This window comes from Streptomyces sp. AC555_RSS877 (genome assembly GCF_019049245.1).
Classification (GTDB): domain Bacteria; phylum Actinomycetota; class Actinomycetes; order Streptomycetales; family Streptomycetaceae; genus Streptomyces.
In genome coordinates, this window is the sequence record NZ_JAGMUK010000181.1 from 63,580 (window position 1) to 80,209 (window position 16,630).

Here is a 16,630-nt window from a genome sequence, read left to right on the forward strand (position 1 = left end):
CGGCTGGCCGATGAAGTAGTCCCCGTCGGCCATGACCCGCAGATCGCACGCCCAGGCGAACTCGGCGCCGAGGCCGAGAGCCGAACCGTTGAGGGCGGCGACGAAGAGGACACCGCTGGCGTTCATGCGGAGGAAGGTCGTGTGCAGACGTTCCAGCTGGAGGGCTCCCCGCATCGGGGTCCTGCGCATCACGGGCCCGAGGAGGCGGGACCGGTCCACGTGCTTCGCCGCGCGTACGACGGCGGCGGCACCGCGTCGGCCGACGGTGGGGCTCGCGGCGCCCTCTTCCTGTAGCCACCGGACCGCGGCATGGCTGACGAACCGCTCGGGATGTGCCCCGGTGAAGACGACGGCACGGATCTTCGGATCGAGGTCGGCTCGGGCGACCAGCCTGTCCAGCTGCTGGGCGATGTCGAGGCCGAACACCTGGTGCCGGCCGCCGTCGACGCGGGCGACCAGGACGGTCCCGCGATCTTCGATCTCCAGATGGCCCTTGTCTTTGTACGGCATGAATTCTGCTCCCGGGCTGCGTTCATGGGGGTGGAAAATGCGGGGGAAGAACCGCGGATGCGTGTCGCAGTGCTGGGGCCGGGTTCCTCCCGGTGGTTGCTGAGTCCGCAACAGGCGGCAGGAGACTGGAGCAGCGGGTGATGAGGTGCCCGAGGGCGGGCGCGCGTGTCCGGGACGGCATGTCATCTGCGATGTGTACGATTGCCGTGAAGAATTACATAACCAAGTTATTTCTGGTGTGTCAACAGTGGAGGCGTGCGAGACATGGCAGGGCGGACGAGGCTTGATGACGCACCGGAACGGCTTGTGCAGGCGGCCATCGGTCTGCTGGCCGAGCAGGGTCCGTCGGCTCTGAAGGTGCGCACGGTGGCCTCCGCGAGCGGACTGTCGACGATGGTGGTCTACAGCCACTTCGGCGGGATCCCCGAGCTGATGAGCGCTGTCGCCGACCACGGGTTCAAGGAACTCGGCAGAGCGTTCGGCCGGGTACCGGTGACGGACGACCCGATCGCGGATCTCTTCGCCATGGCCTTGGCCTGCCGTCGGCTGGCCCGCGAGAACCCTCACCTCCACGACCTGATGTTCGGGCTGTCCACTCGGGCGACGTACCGGCCTCTGCCGGATACGGACCTTCGCCTGAGCGGGCATTCCCCGGCCTTTCGGGAAGCCCACGCCCATGTCACCGCAGCGTGCGAACGGCTCGTGCGCTCCGGCAGGGTCGAGCAGCAGGAACCCGAAGTCATCGCCGCCCAGCTGTGGAGCTACGTGCACGGTTACATCACCCTTGAACTGGCTGAGCATTTCGTCGAGTTCGACGACGCCGTGACGCAGGTCCTCCTGCCGATGGGCGTGAACTTCGCTGTCGGCCTGGGTGACGAGCGGGAACGCGCCGAGGCCTCCCACGAGACCGGCGCGCGCCTGTACGACTCGCTGGTCCAAGACCGTTGAGAGGTTGGGTGGTGGGGCGCAGCTCCGCCGTGTGCGGCTAGGACGACCTGGTCTCCGCGGCAGGGGCATCGGTACCGGGCGTGAGTTGGTCATGCCTCCCCAGCGCTGTGACCTCGCGTTCGAGGGACGGAACCGCCCGGGCCGCGAAGCGCCTCGCCCAGGGCCAGGCCAGCGGTGAATTCAGCGCTCCCTTCGCCCAGTTGGCCACGACGACCGCACGCGGGACGTACACGCGGCTGCGTCGGCGCAGGAGCCCGTCGACGATCGCGGCAGCCGCCCGATCGGAGCTCGTGGTGACGTTGCCCGGATAGGGCAGCCGCCGGCGCAGCCCCTGGAAGGAGGGGAGGTCCGCCTCGGCGCCCCGGACGAGGTCCGTGTCGATCCAGGAGGGGTGCACCAGACCGACCGTGACCCCGAGATGCGCCACCTCCTGGCGGTAGGTCAGGGCGAGCAGCTCGGCCCCGGCCTTGCTCGCGCCGTACGAGGCCATCGCGGCCAGCGGCATGAACGACAGCGCGGACGCCACGACCAGCACGTGGCCCCGGCTGCGCTCCAGGTGCGGCGTCGCGTACTTGAGGGTGCGGAACACGCCGTTCAGGTTGATGTCCAGGACCCGCTCGAACGACGCCTCGTCCGTCTGCCGCACCGTCCCGTACGCCACGACGCCGGCATTGGCGACGACGAGGTCGATGCCGCCCATCACCTCCGCCGCCGCATCGATCGCCGACCGCAGGGCGGCACCGTCGCGCACATCGGCCTCACGCCAGGAAACGGCGGGACCCAGGTCCTCGGCGAGGTCGCGCAACCGATCGGGTTCCAGTCCGATCACGGTCACCCGAGCCCCTCGGGCGGCGGCCAGTCGGGCCACCTTCTCGCCGATGCCGCGTGCCGCGCCGGTGACAACCAGCCTTCTGCCCTGCAAGTCTCGTTTCATGGCGGCAACATAACTTCGTTATTGATGGAGCACAAGAGACCGCGCACCGGTCGCTGCTCGCTCACCTGGTGGGTCTCACGACTGGACGAACCTATGCTGGCCGCTATGAGGCGGACATCCTTCGCGCAGTGGCCCTGCTCGATCGCGCGGACCATGGACCTGCTCGGGGACTGGTGGACGCCGTTGGTGCTGCGGGAGGCGTTCTACGGGATCCGGCGTTTCGACGCGTTCCAGGAGTCGCTGGGGATCGCCCGCAACACGCTGACGGACCGGCTGCGACGGCTGGTGGACGAGGGGCTGCTGGAGAAGCGGCCGTACCAGACGGAACCGGTGCGGTACGACTACATTCTCACCGAGAAGGGGCGCGATTTCTACGGCGTGCTGCTGGTGATGAACCGCTGGGGAGACCGCTGGCTGGCCGGTGAGGCGGGCCCGCCGGTGACCATGCGTCATGAGGTGTGCGGCCAGGAGACCCACGCCGAGGTGGTGTGTGCCTCCTGCGGCGAGCCCATGACCGCGGAGAACACCCGTCCCCGGATGGGTCCCGGCTATCCGCCGCATCTGGCCGAACGGCCGGATGTGCGGGAGCGTTTCGCGGACTGACTCGGCAGCGCCGTAAACCGGTGGCCGCCCTTGACAAGTGAGTCTATCTACGCAACTTTACTGATCAGCTACTGGTAAGAGGGTTCTCGGAGAGGCGAGGAGGCCGCGGGGCCATGGAGTGGACGGGCGCGCGCTATGCGGACAAGCCGACGGTCGAGGTCCACACCTGGATCGCCGTCCCGCCCGACCCGGTGTGGATGCTGGTGTCCGACATCGAGCTGATGCCGCGTCTGAGTCCCGAGCTGCAGTCGGTGGAATGGCTCGACGGCAGGAGCGGCCCTGCTCTGGGGGCCCGGTTCGTCGGCCGGAGCAAGCATGAGGCGCTGGGGGAGTGGGCCACCACCTCCCACATAGTCGAGTACGAGCCGTCGAGCAGGCTTGCCTGGGCGGTCGAGGATCCGCAGCACCCGACGGCGATCTGGCGGTTCACGTTGGAGCCGCAGGACGGCGGCACTCTGCTTCGGGAATGGATGCAGATGGGCCCGGCCCGCTCCGGCCTCTCCTTCGCCATCGACCGCATGCCGGACAAGGAGCAGAAGATCGTCTTCGTGCGCATGCGGGAGTTCGAGGCCAACATGACCCGCACCCTGGAAGAGATCAAGAAGCTGGCCGAGAGCCCCCGGACCCCGGGCGAGGCGAGTGCGTGATGCGTACCTCCACCACGATCGAAGCCTCCGGGGGCGACTGGAGGGAGATCGTCGACTACGTCACCGAGGCGGAAAAGCTCGGGCTGGACATCTGCTGGGTGGCGGAGGCGTGGGGCTCGGAGGCGCCCTCGCCGTTGGGCTATCTCGCCGCGAAGACGGAGCGCATGCTTCTCGGATCGGGCATCATCCAGCTCGGCACCCGCACACCGATGGCCATCGCCCGCGCCGCGATCACACTGTCGCAGATCTCCCAGGGGCGCTTCCTCCTCGGGCTGGGCCCCTCCGGACCGCAGGTGATCGAAGGGCTGCACGGCGTGCCTTTCGCCCGGCCGCTGTCCCGCATGCGCGAGACCGTCGAGATCGTGCGACAGGCCGCCTCGGGGGAGAAAGTCACCCACTCCGGGCGGGAGTTCCAGATGCCACTCCCCGGCGGCGACGGCAAGCCCATGCGTCTGTCCATGCGCGCCGAGTACGACATCCCCGTCTACCTGGCCACCCTCTCGCCGAAGATGCTGCACCTGACCGGTGAGATCGCCGACGGCTGGCTGGGCACCAGTTTCGTACCCGAGGGCGCCCAGGAGGCGTACTTCGACCACCTGGACCGGGGCCTTGCCGACGCCGGTCGCAAGCGCGCCGACCTCGACATCTGCCAGGGCGCCGAGGTCGCCTTCGCGGACGACGAGGACGCGCTGCGCGCGATGGTGGCCGGACGCAAGAAGGAACTGGCCTTCAGCCTCGGCGGCATGGGATCTGCGACCACGAACTTCTACAACAACGCCTACAGCCGCCAGGGATGGGCCGAGGTGGCGGCCGAGGTCCGGACCCGCTGGCAGGCCGGGGACCGGGACGGCGCCGCAGGCCTGGTCACCGACGAGATGGTGCTGGCGACCACACTGATCGGAACCGAGGACATGGTGCGCGAGCGGCTGCGCGTGTGGCGCGACGTCGGTGTCGACACCGTCCGTTTCTATCCCGCCGGTGAGAGCCTCGACGCCCGGCTCGCCACCCTGGGCCGGGCCATCGGCCTGGTCCGCGACCTCGAGGATGAGGCGGCACGGTAACGAGAGGCCAGGGCGCGGCCGAGGAGTGCCGCCCTGGGCCGACGCCATCCACCAGACCCGTTTCAGTCCGACCGGGCGCTGATGCCGTCGGCAGCCAGGCCCGACATCAGCAGGGTGATCGTATGGAACGTCCTGTTCAGGGCGTCCTCCCGGTCCGCCGCGGCGGCGATGATCTGGTTGCCCTCGCACAGGCCGGCCAACAGCAGCCGGGCGGCAGTGGGGACGGGAACGTCCGGTTGCAGTTCACCGCGTTCGTCCAAAGCGGTCAGCAGCCGTTCGATTTGAGGCTGGGCGACGGTGTCGTTGATGTGCCGGTACTGCGTTCCCAGGACCGAGGGTGCCTGGGCCATCAGCTCCCGGTGCAGGGGTCGTCGATCGCCGTCGCCCGCGACGCCCAAGGCCGGCCCCTGGCCACGGCAGCCCTCACCGGACCCGATCCGTACGAGATGACGGGAGCCCTCCTGGCCTGGGGCGCCGCCCATGCGGCCCGGCCGGATGCCGTCCTCGAGCCCGGTGCGCACGGCCCGGTCGCCGCCTTCGGCCTCGACACTCTCAGGCTCGGGGCCGCCGAAGCCGGAGTACACGAAGTCGACGGGGCGTCGGCCCGCCGTCGATGATGGCTGAAGGGGCATAGATCACGGCGCCGGGACGCTGAAGCGGATGCCCGGGGAACCACTGCCGAGGTGGTGAACCACAGGGGCGCTTCCCTCGTCCTCCACCGGCTTCCTCGCGGCGGGCGGTGACGGATGCCGCCTTTGTCGAGTTGATGAACAGGTTGTTGGATCGGGAGCGAGTCGGCCCGTCACCGGAGCCGGCGCCCCAACGGAGAGGAACCTTCCATGGATGAGCAGGGCGAGCACTTCGACGTCGTCGTCCTCGGAGCGGGCCCCGGCGGTTACGTCGCCGCCGTCCGCGCGGCCCAGCTCGGCAAGAGCGTCGCGGTCGTCGAGGAGAAGTACTGGGGCGGCGTCTGTCTGAACGTGGGCTGTATCCCCACCAAGGCCCTGTTGCGCAACGCCGAGCTCGTGCATGTCTTCACGCGCGAGGCGAAGACGTTCGGCATCAAGGTCGAGGGAAAGGTGTCCTTCGACTACGGCGAGGCTTTCCGGCGCAGCCGGAAGGTCGCGGACGGCCGGGTGAAGGGCGTCCACTACCTGATGAAGAAGAACAAGATCACGGAGATCAGCGGGCGCGGCACATTCCGCGATCCGCACACGCTCCAGGTGGCCGACTACGACGGCAACACCCGCACCATCGGCTTCGATCACTGCATCATCGCCACCGGCGCGACACCGAAGCTGCTGCCCGGCACCCGCCGCACCTCCCGCGTGGTGACGTACGAGGAGCAGATCCTCGCCGAGGACCTTCCGCAGTCGATCGTGATCGCCGGCGCCGGCGCGATCGGCATCGAGTTCGCCTACGTGCTGCACAACTACGGCGTGAAGGTCACGATCGTCGAGTTCCTGGACCGGATGGCACCCCTGGAGGACGCCGAGGTCTCCGCCGAACTGGCCAAACAGTACCGGCGCCTGGGCATCGACGTGCTCACCTCCACCAGGGTCGACTCCATCGACGAGTCCGGCCCACAGGTCCGCGTCACGGTCACCGGCAAGGACGGCGCGCAGCAGGTCCTGGAGGCCGACAAGGTCCTGCAGGCGATCGGCTTCGCACCGAACGTGACTGGTTACGGCCTGGAGAACACCGGCGTGGCGGTCACCGAGCGCGGCGCCATCGACGTCGACGGGCGCTGCCGCACCTCCGTCCCGCACATCTACGCCATCGGGGACGTCACCGCGCAGCTGATGCTCGCGCACGCCGCCGAGGCCATGGGCGTCATCGCCGCCGAGACGATCGCGGACGCGGAGACCATGGAGCTGGACTACGCGATGATCCCGCGCGCCACCTTCTGCCAGCCGCAGATCGCCAGCTTCGGCTACACCGAGGCCCAGGCCCGGGAGAAGGGCTACGACGTCAAGGTCGCGAAGTTCCCCTTCACCGCGAACGCCAAGGCGCACGGCCTGGGTGACGCGAGTGGCTTCGTGAAGCTCATCAGCGATGCCAGGTACGGCGAACTGATCGGCGGCCACCTGATCGGCCCGGACGTCACCGAACTCCTCCCCGAACTGACCCTGGCCCAGCAGTGGGACCTCACCGTCCACGAGGTCGCCCGCAACGTCCACGCCCACCCGACCCTGGGCGAGGCCGTCAAGGAAGCCGTCCACGGCCTCGCGGGACACATGATCAACATGTAGCAGGGCGCCCGGCGTAGCGGCAACAGGGCCCGTTGGTGCTCGGATCGGTTTCACGACCTCGAGTTTCCAAAGGGCCCTGACCCCTTGTCGGGGCGCCGCGACCGCCGCACGGTGGCGCGGCGCTTCCCGGGGGAGATGTCTCGCGAGCTCTCGTCCTGGCCGTGGCGCCCGCTCGGTACGGCAGAGACACGGTCGTGGAGCAGGGGCGGTGCCTCTGGGCAGTGAACCTCGGGAAGTCACGTACGCATCGAGGGGCCGTCGACGGCAGGATCCGCAGCCTAGGCCACGGGCAGTGCGGGCTGGGTGACGAGGGAGGCGTCACCGCCCTGGACGGCGTTCCGGGCGCGGGCGGTCGCCTCGTGGGGCACTCCCAGGGGGATGGCGCTGACGTCGGACAGAGGCCCGAACTGCTCCGGGGCGAGCTGGACGTCCAGGGCGCCCAGGTAGTCGTCGAGCTGGGTGAGGTTGCGCGGGCCGATGATCGGCACGAACGAGGTGGACGCCTGGGCGGCAGGCTCACGCAGCCATGCCACCGACACCTGGCGGGCGTGGCGCCGGTCTCCTCGGCGATGGCCAGGACGGTGTCGACGACGGCGGTCTTCTGGTCGGTGCTCTCGGTGTGCACGAGCGTCTTGAGATCGCTCAGCCGTCCCTTCGTGCTGCGGCGGTACTTGCCGGTCAGCAGTCCGCCGCCGAGCGGGGACCACAGGGCGGCGCCGAGGCCCAGGCTTTCGGCCATCGGCAGCAGCTCACGGTCGGGGGTCCTCTCGACGAGGCTGTACTCGATCTGGATGCCCGTGACCGGTGCCCAGTTCTTCAGGTCCGCGAGGGTGGCGGCGCGGGAGACACGCCAGGCGGGGAAGTTGTGCAGGGCGGCGTGGAGGATCTTGCCGGAGCTGACCAGGTCGTCCAGTCCGCGCAGGATCTCCTCCATGGGGGTGAGGTCGTCGGGGAAGTGGACCCAGTACAGGTCGATGTAGTCGGTGCCGAGGCGCTTCAGGCTCGCCTCCAGCGAAGTGACCATGTTCTTGCGGCTGTTGCCGGTCGTGGAGATGCCGGGCTGCGGTCCGGCCCCGTTGGTGAACTTGGTGGCCAGGACGAAGTGGTCCCGGTCGGGGGCGACGAACTTCCCCACCAGCTCTTCGGACTCGCCGAACTGGTAGCCGTCCGCGGTGTCGAGAAACGTTCCGCCGGCCTCGGCGAACCTCTCGAACATCCGGCGCGACTCGTCCGGCTCGGCACCGGCACCCCATCCGGTGCCGAAGTTCCCCGTGCCGAGTGCGTACTCGGAGACGCGAAGTCCGGTCCGCCGTCCGAAGGCCGTGTAACGCATCAGATCTCCTTGGTGCTGATTTCGCATCGATGGCCGGGGCGGGCGGTGGTTCCGGCGCCGGTCCGGACGTTGGCCCGGGCGGTGGCGTGAAGGGGGCGCCCAATGCGTCCTGGGCGGGCGCGTCGGCGACCGCCCTTCCCCGTGCGGCGCGATGCGGGCGTGGCTATGTAAGACGATCGGTCTACTTAAGCCTCCACCGTAGCGGGCCCGACCGGCTTATATAAAACGATCGGTATCCTTAGGGGCGTGACCGAATCTCCCCCCGTACGTCGGCGTCGTGGGCGCGGCGCCCGGGAACGGATTCTCAAAGCGGCGACCCGGCTGTTCACCGCGCAGGGGACCAACGCGACCGGGATGGACCAGCTGTCGACCGCCGCCGAAGTGTCGAAACGCACCCTCTGCACGCACTTCCCCAGCAAGGACGAGCTCGTCGGGGCATACCTGCAGTCCCTGTAAGACGATCTCCTGTCCGCCCTCCCGTCGCCCGCCGAACCGCCACCGAGCCCGCGTGAGCAGCTCCTCGCCGTCTTCGACCGGGAGTTGCCGGAATCCACCGCTCCGTTCCGGGGCTGTCCGTTCCTGAACGTCAGCGTCGAAGTACCAGACCCCGGGCATTCCGCCCATCAGCTGGCCACGGCGCACAAGAAGGAGTTCGCCCGCCGCCTCACGGACATCGCACGGCAGGCCGGGGCCGCGGACCCGGAAACCCTCGGTGAGCAACTGGCACTGCTCTTCGACGGCGCGGTCGCACGGGGCACCGTACTCAACAGCAGCCACACCGGCGCGTGTGCACGGTCCATCGCGGAGTCGTTGGTCGATGCCGCCCTCGCCGACGCCGGCCAGGCAGCCCCGTGACGAGGTCGGTGACCTCTCTGACGTGACAACAGCTGCGACACTGCTGACGTGGAAGACGGCGTCGTGGAACGGCTCTCGGGTGGCCGGGGTCGTGACAGTGAGGCGCCGGTCGCGCACTTCAGTACGCGTCCCGGCGCCTCTCGTCAGCCCCTCGCAGCCACCGCTCGGCCACGACGCTGTCCTGCCCGATGGGATCTCATGGCCGGCAGCCGTCGCCCCTTCGCGAGGGCGCTGCGATCCGGCGAAGGGGCTTTCTGCCGCTACTTGTACATGAACGTCGGGATCAGACCGTTCTCGTGGAAGCCGGTGATGAGTTCGCCGGCCTCGCACTTCGGCGCGGCGTTCGCGACCGCGACCACGTCGTAGGGGCTTCCGTAGTTCCCCATCCAGTGCCACTCTCCGGTCGCCCGGCTCTCGGAGATGCGCTTCTTGAGTTCCTTGCCTTCCTCAGGCGAGAGGGCTCGGTCGGTAGGGATCTCCTGCGTAGTCATACAAGGCTCCTTCGATAGAGGGGGGATCTCCTCCAGAATCCGTCCTCCTCACCCGTCCTGCCACTCGAAGCACTGTGGTTGCATGGGCAACGAGTGAGGCCTGCCCGCACGGAGGCATCAGTCGCAGCTGCACGATGGGCTTCAGCGGACGTCGAGGGCGAGGGCCAGGAGCGCTGCCGAGACCTCGCGGATGACGTGTTCGGCCTCCTGGTACGGAGGCTGGAACGAGGTGCCGCATTCGATGGTGTAGCCGAGGGTCTTGGTGGCGGCCGGGGTGGTGAAGTGGCGGCTGTAGGCGTAGTCGTCGCTGGTGCCGGAGGTGGGGTAGAGGCCGTAAGCCGACTCGAACCCGTAGTCGACGCCACGCACTCCGCGGACTGCGTCGTTCATACGCTCGGCCAGTTCGGCGGCGGTCTTCAGGTCCTGATGGGGAATGAACTCGCCGATGTCGTCGTCCTTGCGGCCGCGTATGGCGTCGAGTGCGGGGTTGCGGAAATTGTCGGTCGGGCTGGTGGACTGGTTCCGGTCCGAGCCCCAGTTGTGCAGGATCACGGGTACGGCGCTGTGGACGTCGACCAGCCAGCGGATGCGCGGATGGGTGTCGAGCGCCCAGACGACGTTGCGGGTCTCGGGCTCCGAGGCGGCGGACGGCCCCCGGTACGTCTGCGGGTCGCAGGGGTTGTCGGAGGTGTGGACGTCCGCGTCGGGGGCGAACTTGGCGGTGTGGTCCCAGAGGAAGTCGAAGTTGCGGTTCAGGTCCACGCCTGCGCAGGACGGGCTGCCGTGTCCGGCCGGTGCCGGACGGCGGTTCTTGCGCCACATCGCGTTGGCCGTCTGGCTGAAGGCGCGGCCGTCGGGGTTCACGCACGGGTAGAGGAAGAGGTTGAGGCTGTCGATGACGTGTCCGACCTGGGCGGCCGTGTACGACGTCGAGCCGTAGCCGAGGCCGGTGCCCAGGCTGTGGGCTTCCAGCAGGTCTGCGGCGAGTGAGACGAGGGCGTCGGGCGGCGCCCATTCGCGGCCGTGGACACCGCCCAGGACCAGAATGCCGTCGACGTCGTCGGCAGGCCTGGCCCCGATCCGCAGCAGGCGTGCCGTGCGGCCCTCGTGAGTGGGGTGGGGCGGCGTGAGAACCTCCGTCGCACCCGGGTGGACGGCGTGCAGGCTGCTGATCGCCGATTCGATCTCGGCCACATTGAGGTACACGGTCACTCCGTCCGGACGCGTGGGTTGTCGGATCGCGGTGTCACTCCTTGCGGCCGAGCCCTCGGGGCACGAACCCCCGGGCCGCGAAGCGGTCGCCCTCGCCGACCTCCTGCTTCCTGGCCTGCCAGTTCTCCGTGACGTTCTCGACCGCGGTGATGTTCACCCGTGGTGCCGACCTGGCCGATCGGGCCGAGTCGAGCTGGTCCTGGCGGAAGTAGACGTCGAGGCCGAGGCCGGTCGGGGTGTCCCGGGCGATGGGGCGGCAGCCGGTGTCGGGCCCGGTCTCCTCGATGAACTTCCGCAGTGCGTCGGCGTTTTCGGCGACGACGTGGCAGCGCAAGACCGTGGGGACCTCGCCCGCGCCGCCCGCGCCGCCCGCGCCGCCCGTGTCGCTCATCGCGCCGGCTGTCCCACTCGTGCCACTGGTGCCGTACGCCCGGCGACCAGTTGGGCGAGCGCGATGGCCTGGGCGGCGTTCACCCGGCCGAAGCCGTAGTCGTCGTTGTGGCCGTTGGCGTCGTAGACGACACCCGGGCCGCCGATCTTGTCGGCCGACTGGTGCATGATCTCGCGCAGTTGGTCGCGGGTCAGGTCGGGGCTGGCCGCCAGCGCCAGTGCCGCGCAGCCGGCTGCGCAGGGGGCGGCGAAGCTGGTGCCGGTGCTCGGGCCGAAGCCGCCTCCGGACGTCGTACTGAAGACATCGACCCCGGGGGCGATCAGTTCGACCTCGGGGCCGCGGGCCGCGTTGTCCTCCCGGTCCTTGTTGTTCGACCGGACCACCGCGATGACATCCGGATGGGAGACCACCTCGTCCAGCATGATGTCGACGTTCCTGCCGTTGCTGGCCGCCCAGAAGATCGGCAGTCCCTTGCCCTGGCGTCCAGTGGCGGCGGCGAATTCGAGGGCCAGCTTCAGCGTGTCGGTCAGGTCCCAGTCCGCACCGTTCGGGCCCAGGCTGCTGACCAGGATGTCCGCGCCTTGCTGCGCGCCGGCTCCGGGCTCAACCGAGGGGTCGGCGGCGTACGACACGGCACGGGCCAGGGTCGTCTGCGTGCCGACCTGGTCCCCCAGGCACGCCACCAGCATGAGCTCGCACTCGGGGGCCGCACCGACCCCGCCGGAGCCGTTGTGCCGGGCGCCGACCATCCCGGCGCAGAAGGTGCCGTGGTCCTCGTCGGGCATGCCCACGGTGTTCTGGGTGAAGGTCACGCCCACCACGCCGCTGCTGTAGAAGCCCGAGCCCGGGTGCAGCGCGTTGGCGAGATCCTCGTGCCGGACATCGAAGCCGTTGTCGATGACAGCGACGCGGATGCCCTCCCCGAGAGTGTGGTCCCACGCCTTCTCGATGTGGACGTCGGCGCCCGGCTTGCCGCCGTTGATGCCGGTGTTGTCCCACTGCCACTGCCTGGGGTACTCGGGGTCGGAGGGGTGGAACCGGGGCGGGACGTGCTCGATGAACGACGGTTCGGCGAAGAGGAAACGGTCGTTGTCGTGCAGCTCCACGGAGGCCGCGAGGGCGTCCTCGGCGGCCCTGGCCCGCACCTCGTACAGGTTCGTCGCGAAGCCGAGTTTGTTGACGACCGTCAGGCCTGCCGCCTCGATCTCGCGCTCCGCCTCCTCCTTCGAGAGCGACGGCTGCAGTTGGACGTTCAGCGCGTCGGTCGCGATACCGATCCTGCCGTTGGGCCGCCGGATGACCTTGCCCGCTGCCTCCGCCCTGGAGATGTCCTCGCCCACGTCGACCGCCGCTCGAGTCCGCCGGTTGGGCCTGACGAACACCCAGTGCGCACGGGCGAAGGCGGCGGTGGTCGCGTCGTCGATTCCCGCGTCGCGCATCGCTCCCCGTGCGCTGGTACCCAGCTCCGCCTCCGCGTCGACGGCGGCCCTGGTACCGTCCGTCTCCACTTTCACCGCGACCACATCGTCGAGTTCCTCCGCCTCGATGAGGTTGCCACGCTGGTAGTACTGACGCGACATCGCACTCGCCTCTTCTCATGGGCGTGGCTCTTCCCAGGGGCGCGGTCGTCCCGGCCGGATACGTCACGGCGACAGGAAACTGCCCGAGAGACAAAACCCCGTTTAGGTATGAAACCCCCTTTCTCGCCAGTCTCCTCGCCTCTTGGAAGGGGAGCAACCGCACGGGGAAGACGACCACGTGCCGGGTGGTGCCCCCCCCATGACCTCCACGAGGAGCCGGCCGCCGGCGGGCGTGAGGGCCCTCGCCGACCTTCGCGGACGCGCGCCGCACCGGGGTCTGACCGCGGACCTCATGGCCTGTGACAAGCTGTGCTTCCCACTGCCCGATCCAGGAGGCCACCATGACTGCAGAGCCCTCAGCGCAGGAAAGTCCGGAGCCGGCCGACATCGAGGAGCCCGCGCCGGCGCCCGAGGACGAAGGCCAGGACGACTTGAAGCGCAAGTTCCGGGAGGCCCTGGCGCGCAAGCGGGGCATGCAGGCGGACGCGGCCGCCCTCGCTGCGAACACGGACGCGTCGAAGATCCGCGGGGCGCACGGCCCGGCTGCGAGCCAGCGGTCGTTTCGGCGCAAGAGCGGCGGCTGAGTCCAAACGGCCGCCGGAGGGGACTCGGCAGGGCACGGTCCGGCTGCCGTGCTTTCCCAAATCGGCACGCGCAGTCATGAACAGGCTGCGACCTCTGCCCCTGTGCTTGGCCGCGCCCAACATGACCATCTTGCTGAAGGGTGCTGCCACGTTGTCAGGCGTCCGGGCAGCCGGACGCCTGACGGTGTGTCGGAGCGTGGGGGAGCCCCGTTCAAGGCCTGTGCGCAGACCGTGACTCACACGGACCCACCCAGCCTCTGCCTGCTGTGACTTGACTGTGACGGGAGGAGTGGCTTCCGCCACAGACGGGTCGGTTCGGCGCTGATGAGGTGGCCGCATGCGTGCCACCCCTCTTGTCTCTCACACCTTGCCCCCGCCCGGACGGGAGTGACGGGCGTGCTGGTGGCTTTCGGTCTCACCGCGGCCTGCGCCGTCGGCTCGCTCATAGCCGCGGCGAGGGTCGTCGCGATGGTGTTCCCCGGTCGGCCCGAGCCCTGGGCGGTGCATCTGCTGCGCCGTGCGGCGGGAACGGCCGCGTGGGCGGCCGCGGCTGTCTACTCGCTGGGATTCCTTGCCGTTTCGATGTCGGAGCAGGCGTTCGGCGACGGCGCGGACTCGATTCCCGCTCCGGACTGCCGCGACGGCTTCGACGCGGAAACGAAACAGGGCCTCTCTCACCATCGTTCCTCGTACCTGCCGCTCCGCTTCGACTGCGTCCGCGACGACGGCACGGTCTACTCCAGTGATCCCGGCTACGTGTGGATGAACTGGGCGACCGTGTCCCTCCTTCTTGCCGCCGCCCTGCTCGCCATCGGCGCGGGCTACGCGAACGAGTTCCGCGCCCGGAAGGCCGCCGTGCGGTCATGACGCTGCTCCCGGTCTTCGTCGACTCGTGGTCGTCTGGGTCACGCTGCGCGGGCCGCCCGTAGCGCGCAAGCGGACTTCCTGGCCGGACTGTCGGTCACCGCCACGGCCGAATTCACCATCGGTGCGCCGGCCAAGGACATGGTCCTCGGCGTGTGGAGTACGCGGTGGCGGACCGCGAAGGGCTCCTCGCCGAGGCTCTGGAGCGGATGGTCCGGGTCAGCCCGCTGCCCGCCGAGGTGCTCGAACGTGCCTACGCCGTACTGTGGCGCAGCTTCCAGCGCCCGGCCTGTACGCCCAGATCGACCACGAACTCGGCGGCGCGGACGTCCTCGACTGCTGGCGCGAAGTGCGGCTGCCCGACGACAGGCTCGCGGCCATCCGCGCGTTCCCGCCGCGCCTGGTGCACATCATGGCCGGCAACGCACCCGGCGTCGCGGCGATGTCCGTCGTGCGCGGCGCGCTCACCAAGGGCGTCAACCTGCTGAAGCTGCCCTCGAACGACCTGTTCACCGCGACCGCGATCCTGCGCACCATGGCCGCGGTCGCCCCCGGCCACCCCGTGGTCCGCTCGTACTCCGCGGTGTACTGGCGCGGCGACGAGACGGTGGAAAGCGTGCTGTTCCGCCCGCAGTTCTTCGACAAGCTGGTCGCCTGGGGCGGCGAGGCCACGATCCGGGGGGCGCCGAGATACGTCGGCCCGGGATTCGAGCTCGTGTCCTTCGACCCCAGGACGTCCATCTCCCTGATCGGCCGCGAGGCCTTCGAATCCCCGCACGCACTGGCCCTGGCGGCCGACGCGGGCGCCGCCGACGCCACGTTCTTCAACCAGCAGGCGTGCGTGGCCAGCCGCTTCCAGTTCGTCGAGGGGTCCTGGGACGACGCGGACCGCTACGCCGCCCTGCTGTACGAACGCCTCGGGGTGGCAAGGGAGTCCAGCTCGGCCGGCGGCCCGCGGGTCCCGGCGGAACTGCGCGAGGAGATCGACGTCCTGCGTTCCATGGAGCCCGAGTACCGGGCGTGGGGCGGATACGACGGCCGGGGCCTGGTCATCCGCTCTCCCGAACCGGTGGGCTTCCACTCCGACGGAAAGATCGTCGACGTCGTTCCCGTCGGCGCGCTGGCCGAGGCGGTCGCCCACGCCGGGGTCGCCACACAGACGGTCGGCGTGTACCCCGACACCCGCAAGGCGGAACTGCGCGATGCCCTCGCCTGCGCCGGCGTTCAGCGCGTGGTCTCGCTCGGCAGAGCGGGCGGCATGCCGCCGGGCCTCGCCCACGACGGCTTCTACCCCGCTGCAACGGCTCATGCGGTGGGTGAACGACGAGTAGCGGCTCGCGCCGCGCCGAACCCGGGCCGCGAGGTCCGTGCCGGAGGGGACGGGAGGCGTACCGGCAGGTGGCGTGCAGAGCCGAGGTGCTCAGGCGCGTCCAGACCCGTGCTCAGCCCACCGCGGTGGGGAGGGCTCGCAGCGTCCGATCGGTGTCCAGGGCTGATCAACCGGTCACCGGGTCAGGCTCGCACCGTCCTTGCCCCATGCCCGTCCATGTTCTGCCTGGTGCCTGGTGCCTGGTGCCTGGCGGAGCAAACCGGCTTCCTACTCACCCGTAACTCCCGCGCGAAGCACGGGACCTCCATGCCTTCCTCGAAGAGGTCAACGGCCGCATCCGTACCTCTTCCCGGCGCCTGCGCAGCTCCTCGGTCAGCCCGCCCCGTCCGGATACCGCATGCCTCCGGCGTACCAGCCCCAACGGACCGCGTCACCGGTCCCGACACAGATCCAGACCCGAACGCCGAAGTCAGTCGACGTCGAAGTGGTTGGTGGGCTCGTCGAGAACGATCTGATCGGGCTCGTCGATGAGCAGCTTGGCGAGCTCGATCCGACGCCGCTCACTTCGAGGGAGTCATGCTGGGTGAGCACGCCGAGACGCAGGCCACCGGAGTGGGTGACGCGCCCGGCGTCGGCCTCCTCCAGCTTGGCGAGCATCCGGATGAGGGTGGTCTTGCCGTCGCCGTCACGACCCACGACACCGACCCGGTTCCCCCTCGGACACCCCGAGCGAGATCCCGTCGAGCAGGGCACGGGTCCCGTACGCCTTGCTGACGTTCTCGACATGGACGAGGTTGACGGCCATTTTGCTCCTGAGGCGGGGTGGTCGACCTTCCGGAGTAGTTGGTGGGCCGGGCTTCGGCGCAATCGCAGGGCATCCGGTTCGGGCGGTCTCGGTTCGGTGCTCAGCGAGGCGGATATCCCGTGCACCTGATCACCTGGGGCCAGCACGAGTCACTCGCAACCTCCCCGACGTCCGCAGGCGACAACGGCTGAGGTCGGGAAACCTCACCGTGGGCCTACCCCCTGGGGTTG

At 69.4% G+C, this 16,630-nt stretch carries 17 protein-coding genes and 2 pseudogenes; 10 read left to right on the plus strand and 9 right to left on the minus strand.

Features of this window, described 5'->3' with window-relative positions; translation table 11 throughout:
* Positions 1–510 (minus strand): annotated as a pseudogene (locus KUM49_RS38785) (enoyl-CoA hydratase/isomerase family protein); the annotation flags it as partial.
* A gap of 264 nt (positions 511–774) precedes the next feature.
* Between KUM49_RS38785 and KUM49_RS38790 the strand changes: the two are divergent.
* The gene (locus KUM49_RS38790; protein WP_217241647.1) at positions 775–1,458 is read left to right on the plus strand and encodes a TetR/AcrR family transcriptional regulator; all 684 of its coding nucleotides are present in this window, start codon (positions 775–777) and stop codon (positions 1,456–1,458) included.
* A gap of 37 nt (positions 1,459–1,495) precedes the next feature.
* Here KUM49_RS38790 and KUM49_RS38795 read toward each other — a convergent pair whose 3' ends face one another.
* On the minus strand, positions 1,496–2,392 hold the full coding sequence (locus tag KUM49_RS38795) for a short-chain dehydrogenase/reductase (protein WP_217241648.1): 897 nt from the start codon (positions 2,390–2,392) through the stop codon (positions 1,496–1,498).
* 105 nt (positions 2,393–2,497) lie between these two features.
* On the opposite strand from KUM49_RS38795, the gene KUM49_RS38800 reads away from it, so the two are divergent.
* The 3 genes from KUM49_RS38800 to KUM49_RS38810 all read left to right on the plus strand — a co-directional run bounded on the left by KUM49_RS38800 (position 2,498) and on the right by KUM49_RS38810 (position 4,703).
* Positions 2,498–2,995, plus strand: a complete 498-nt coding sequence (locus KUM49_RS38800) for a helix-turn-helix domain-containing protein (protein WP_217241649.1) — start codon at positions 2,498–2,500, stop codon at positions 2,993–2,995.
* 113 nt (positions 2,996–3,108) lie between these two features.
* Complete coding sequence (locus KUM49_RS38805; protein ID WP_217241650.1) at positions 3,109–3,642, plus strand: SRPBCC family protein; 534 nt, start codon at positions 3,109–3,111, stop codon at positions 3,640–3,642.
* Positions 3,642–4,703: an LLM class flavin-dependent oxidoreductase gene (locus KUM49_RS38810; protein ID WP_217241651.1), complete on the plus strand. Its 1,062-nt coding sequence runs from the start codon at positions 3,642–3,644 to the stop codon at positions 4,701–4,703. The genes KUM49_RS38805 and KUM49_RS38810 overlap by 1 nt, the downstream gene beginning before the upstream one ends.
* A 62-nt stretch (positions 4,704–4,765) precedes the next feature.
* Here the strand turns inward: KUM49_RS38810 and KUM49_RS38815 are convergent, their stop codons facing one another.
* The gene (locus tag KUM49_RS38815) at positions 4,766–5,287 is read right to left on the minus strand and encodes a hypothetical protein (protein ID WP_217241652.1); all 522 of its coding nucleotides are present in this window, start codon (positions 5,285–5,287) and stop codon (positions 4,766–4,768) included.
* A gap of 255 nt (positions 5,288–5,542) precedes the next feature.
* On the opposite strand from KUM49_RS38815, the gene lpdA reads away from it, so the two are divergent.
* Positions 5,543–6,955 carry a dihydrolipoyl dehydrogenase gene (lpdA, locus tag KUM49_RS38820; RefSeq protein ID WP_217241653.1) on the plus strand — a complete coding sequence of 471 codons (1,413 nt, stop codon included), beginning with the start codon at positions 5,543–5,545 and terminating at the stop codon, positions 6,953–6,955.
* Here lpdA and KUM49_RS38825 read toward each other — a convergent pair.
* Positions 6,945–8,288 (minus strand): aldo/keto reductase, encoded by a 1,344-nt coding sequence (locus KUM49_RS38825; RefSeq protein WP_254402441.1) that lies wholly within the window; start codon positions 8,286–8,288, stop codon positions 6,945–6,947. The two genes, lpdA and KUM49_RS38825, sit on opposite strands and share 11 nt — an antisense overlap.
* A 246-nt stretch (positions 8,289–8,534) precedes the next feature.
* Here KUM49_RS38825 and KUM49_RS49200 point away from each other — a divergent pair, with 246 nt between their 5' ends.
* Together KUM49_RS49200 and KUM49_RS49205 are read left to right on the plus strand one after the other, a co-directional pair.
* The gene (locus KUM49_RS49200; protein ID WP_308406950.1) at positions 8,535–8,744 is read left to right on the plus strand and encodes a helix-turn-helix domain-containing protein; all 210 of its coding nucleotides are present in this window, start codon (positions 8,535–8,537) and stop codon (positions 8,742–8,744) included.
* A gap of 84 nt (positions 8,745–8,828) precedes the next feature.
* Positions 8,829–9,143 (plus strand): hypothetical protein, encoded by a 315-nt coding sequence (locus KUM49_RS49205; RefSeq protein ID WP_254402442.1) that lies wholly within the window; start codon positions 8,829–8,831, stop codon positions 9,141–9,143.
* A gap of 260 nt (positions 9,144–9,403) precedes the next feature.
* Here the strand turns inward: KUM49_RS49205 and KUM49_RS38835 are convergent, their stop codons facing one another.
* The 4 genes from KUM49_RS38835 to KUM49_RS38850 all read right to left on the minus strand — a co-directional run bounded on the left by KUM49_RS38835 (position 9,404) and on the right by KUM49_RS38850 (position 12,817).
* Positions 9,404–9,634, minus strand: a complete 231-nt coding sequence (locus tag KUM49_RS38835) for a hypothetical protein (RefSeq protein ID WP_217241654.1) — start codon at positions 9,632–9,634, stop codon at positions 9,404–9,406.
* Positions 9,635–9,775: 141 nt separating this feature from the next.
* Complete coding sequence (locus KUM49_RS38840) at positions 9,776–10,840, minus strand: M14 family metallopeptidase (protein WP_217241655.1); 1,065 nt, start codon at positions 10,838–10,840, stop codon at positions 9,776–9,778.
* A gap of 40 nt (positions 10,841–10,880) precedes the next feature.
* On the minus strand, positions 10,881–11,237 hold the full coding sequence (locus KUM49_RS38845; RefSeq protein ID WP_217241656.1) for a hypothetical protein: 357 nt from the start codon (positions 11,235–11,237) through the stop codon (positions 10,881–10,883).
* A complete protein-coding gene (locus KUM49_RS38850) occupies positions 11,234–12,817 on the minus strand; it encodes a S8 family serine peptidase (protein ID WP_217241657.1) in 1,584 nt (527 codons plus the stop codon). The genes KUM49_RS38845 and KUM49_RS38850 overlap by 4 nt, the downstream gene beginning before the upstream one ends.
* 341 nt (positions 12,818–13,158) lie before the next feature.
* Here KUM49_RS38850 and KUM49_RS38855 point away from each other — a divergent pair, with 341 nt between their 5' ends.
* The 3 genes from KUM49_RS38855 (at position 13,159) to KUM49_RS49210 (ending at position 16,126) form a co-directional block, all read left to right on the plus strand.
* Positions 13,159–13,401: a DUF5302 domain-containing protein gene (locus KUM49_RS38855; protein ID WP_217241658.1), complete on the plus strand. Its 243-nt coding sequence runs from the start codon at positions 13,159–13,161 to the stop codon at positions 13,399–13,401.
* 396 nt (positions 13,402–13,797) lie between these two features.
* Positions 13,798–14,268 carry a hypothetical protein gene (locus KUM49_RS38860; protein ID WP_217241659.1) on the plus strand — a complete coding sequence of 157 codons (471 nt, stop codon included), beginning with the start codon at positions 13,798–13,800 and terminating at the stop codon, positions 14,266–14,268.
* A gap of 262 nt (positions 14,269–14,530) precedes the next feature.
* The gene (locus tag KUM49_RS49210; protein ID WP_308406951.1) at positions 14,531–16,126 is read left to right on the plus strand and encodes an acyl-CoA reductase; all 1,596 of its coding nucleotides are present in this window, start codon (positions 14,531–14,533) and stop codon (positions 16,124–16,126) included.
* Here the strand turns inward: KUM49_RS49210 and KUM49_RS38870 are convergent.
* A pseudogene (locus KUM49_RS38870) lies at positions 16,068–16,400 on the minus strand (ATP-binding cassette domain-containing protein); the annotation flags it as partial. The gene KUM49_RS49210 and the pseudogene KUM49_RS38870 sit on opposite strands and share 59 nt — an antisense overlap.
* Positions 16,401–16,630 lie beyond the last annotated feature (230 nt).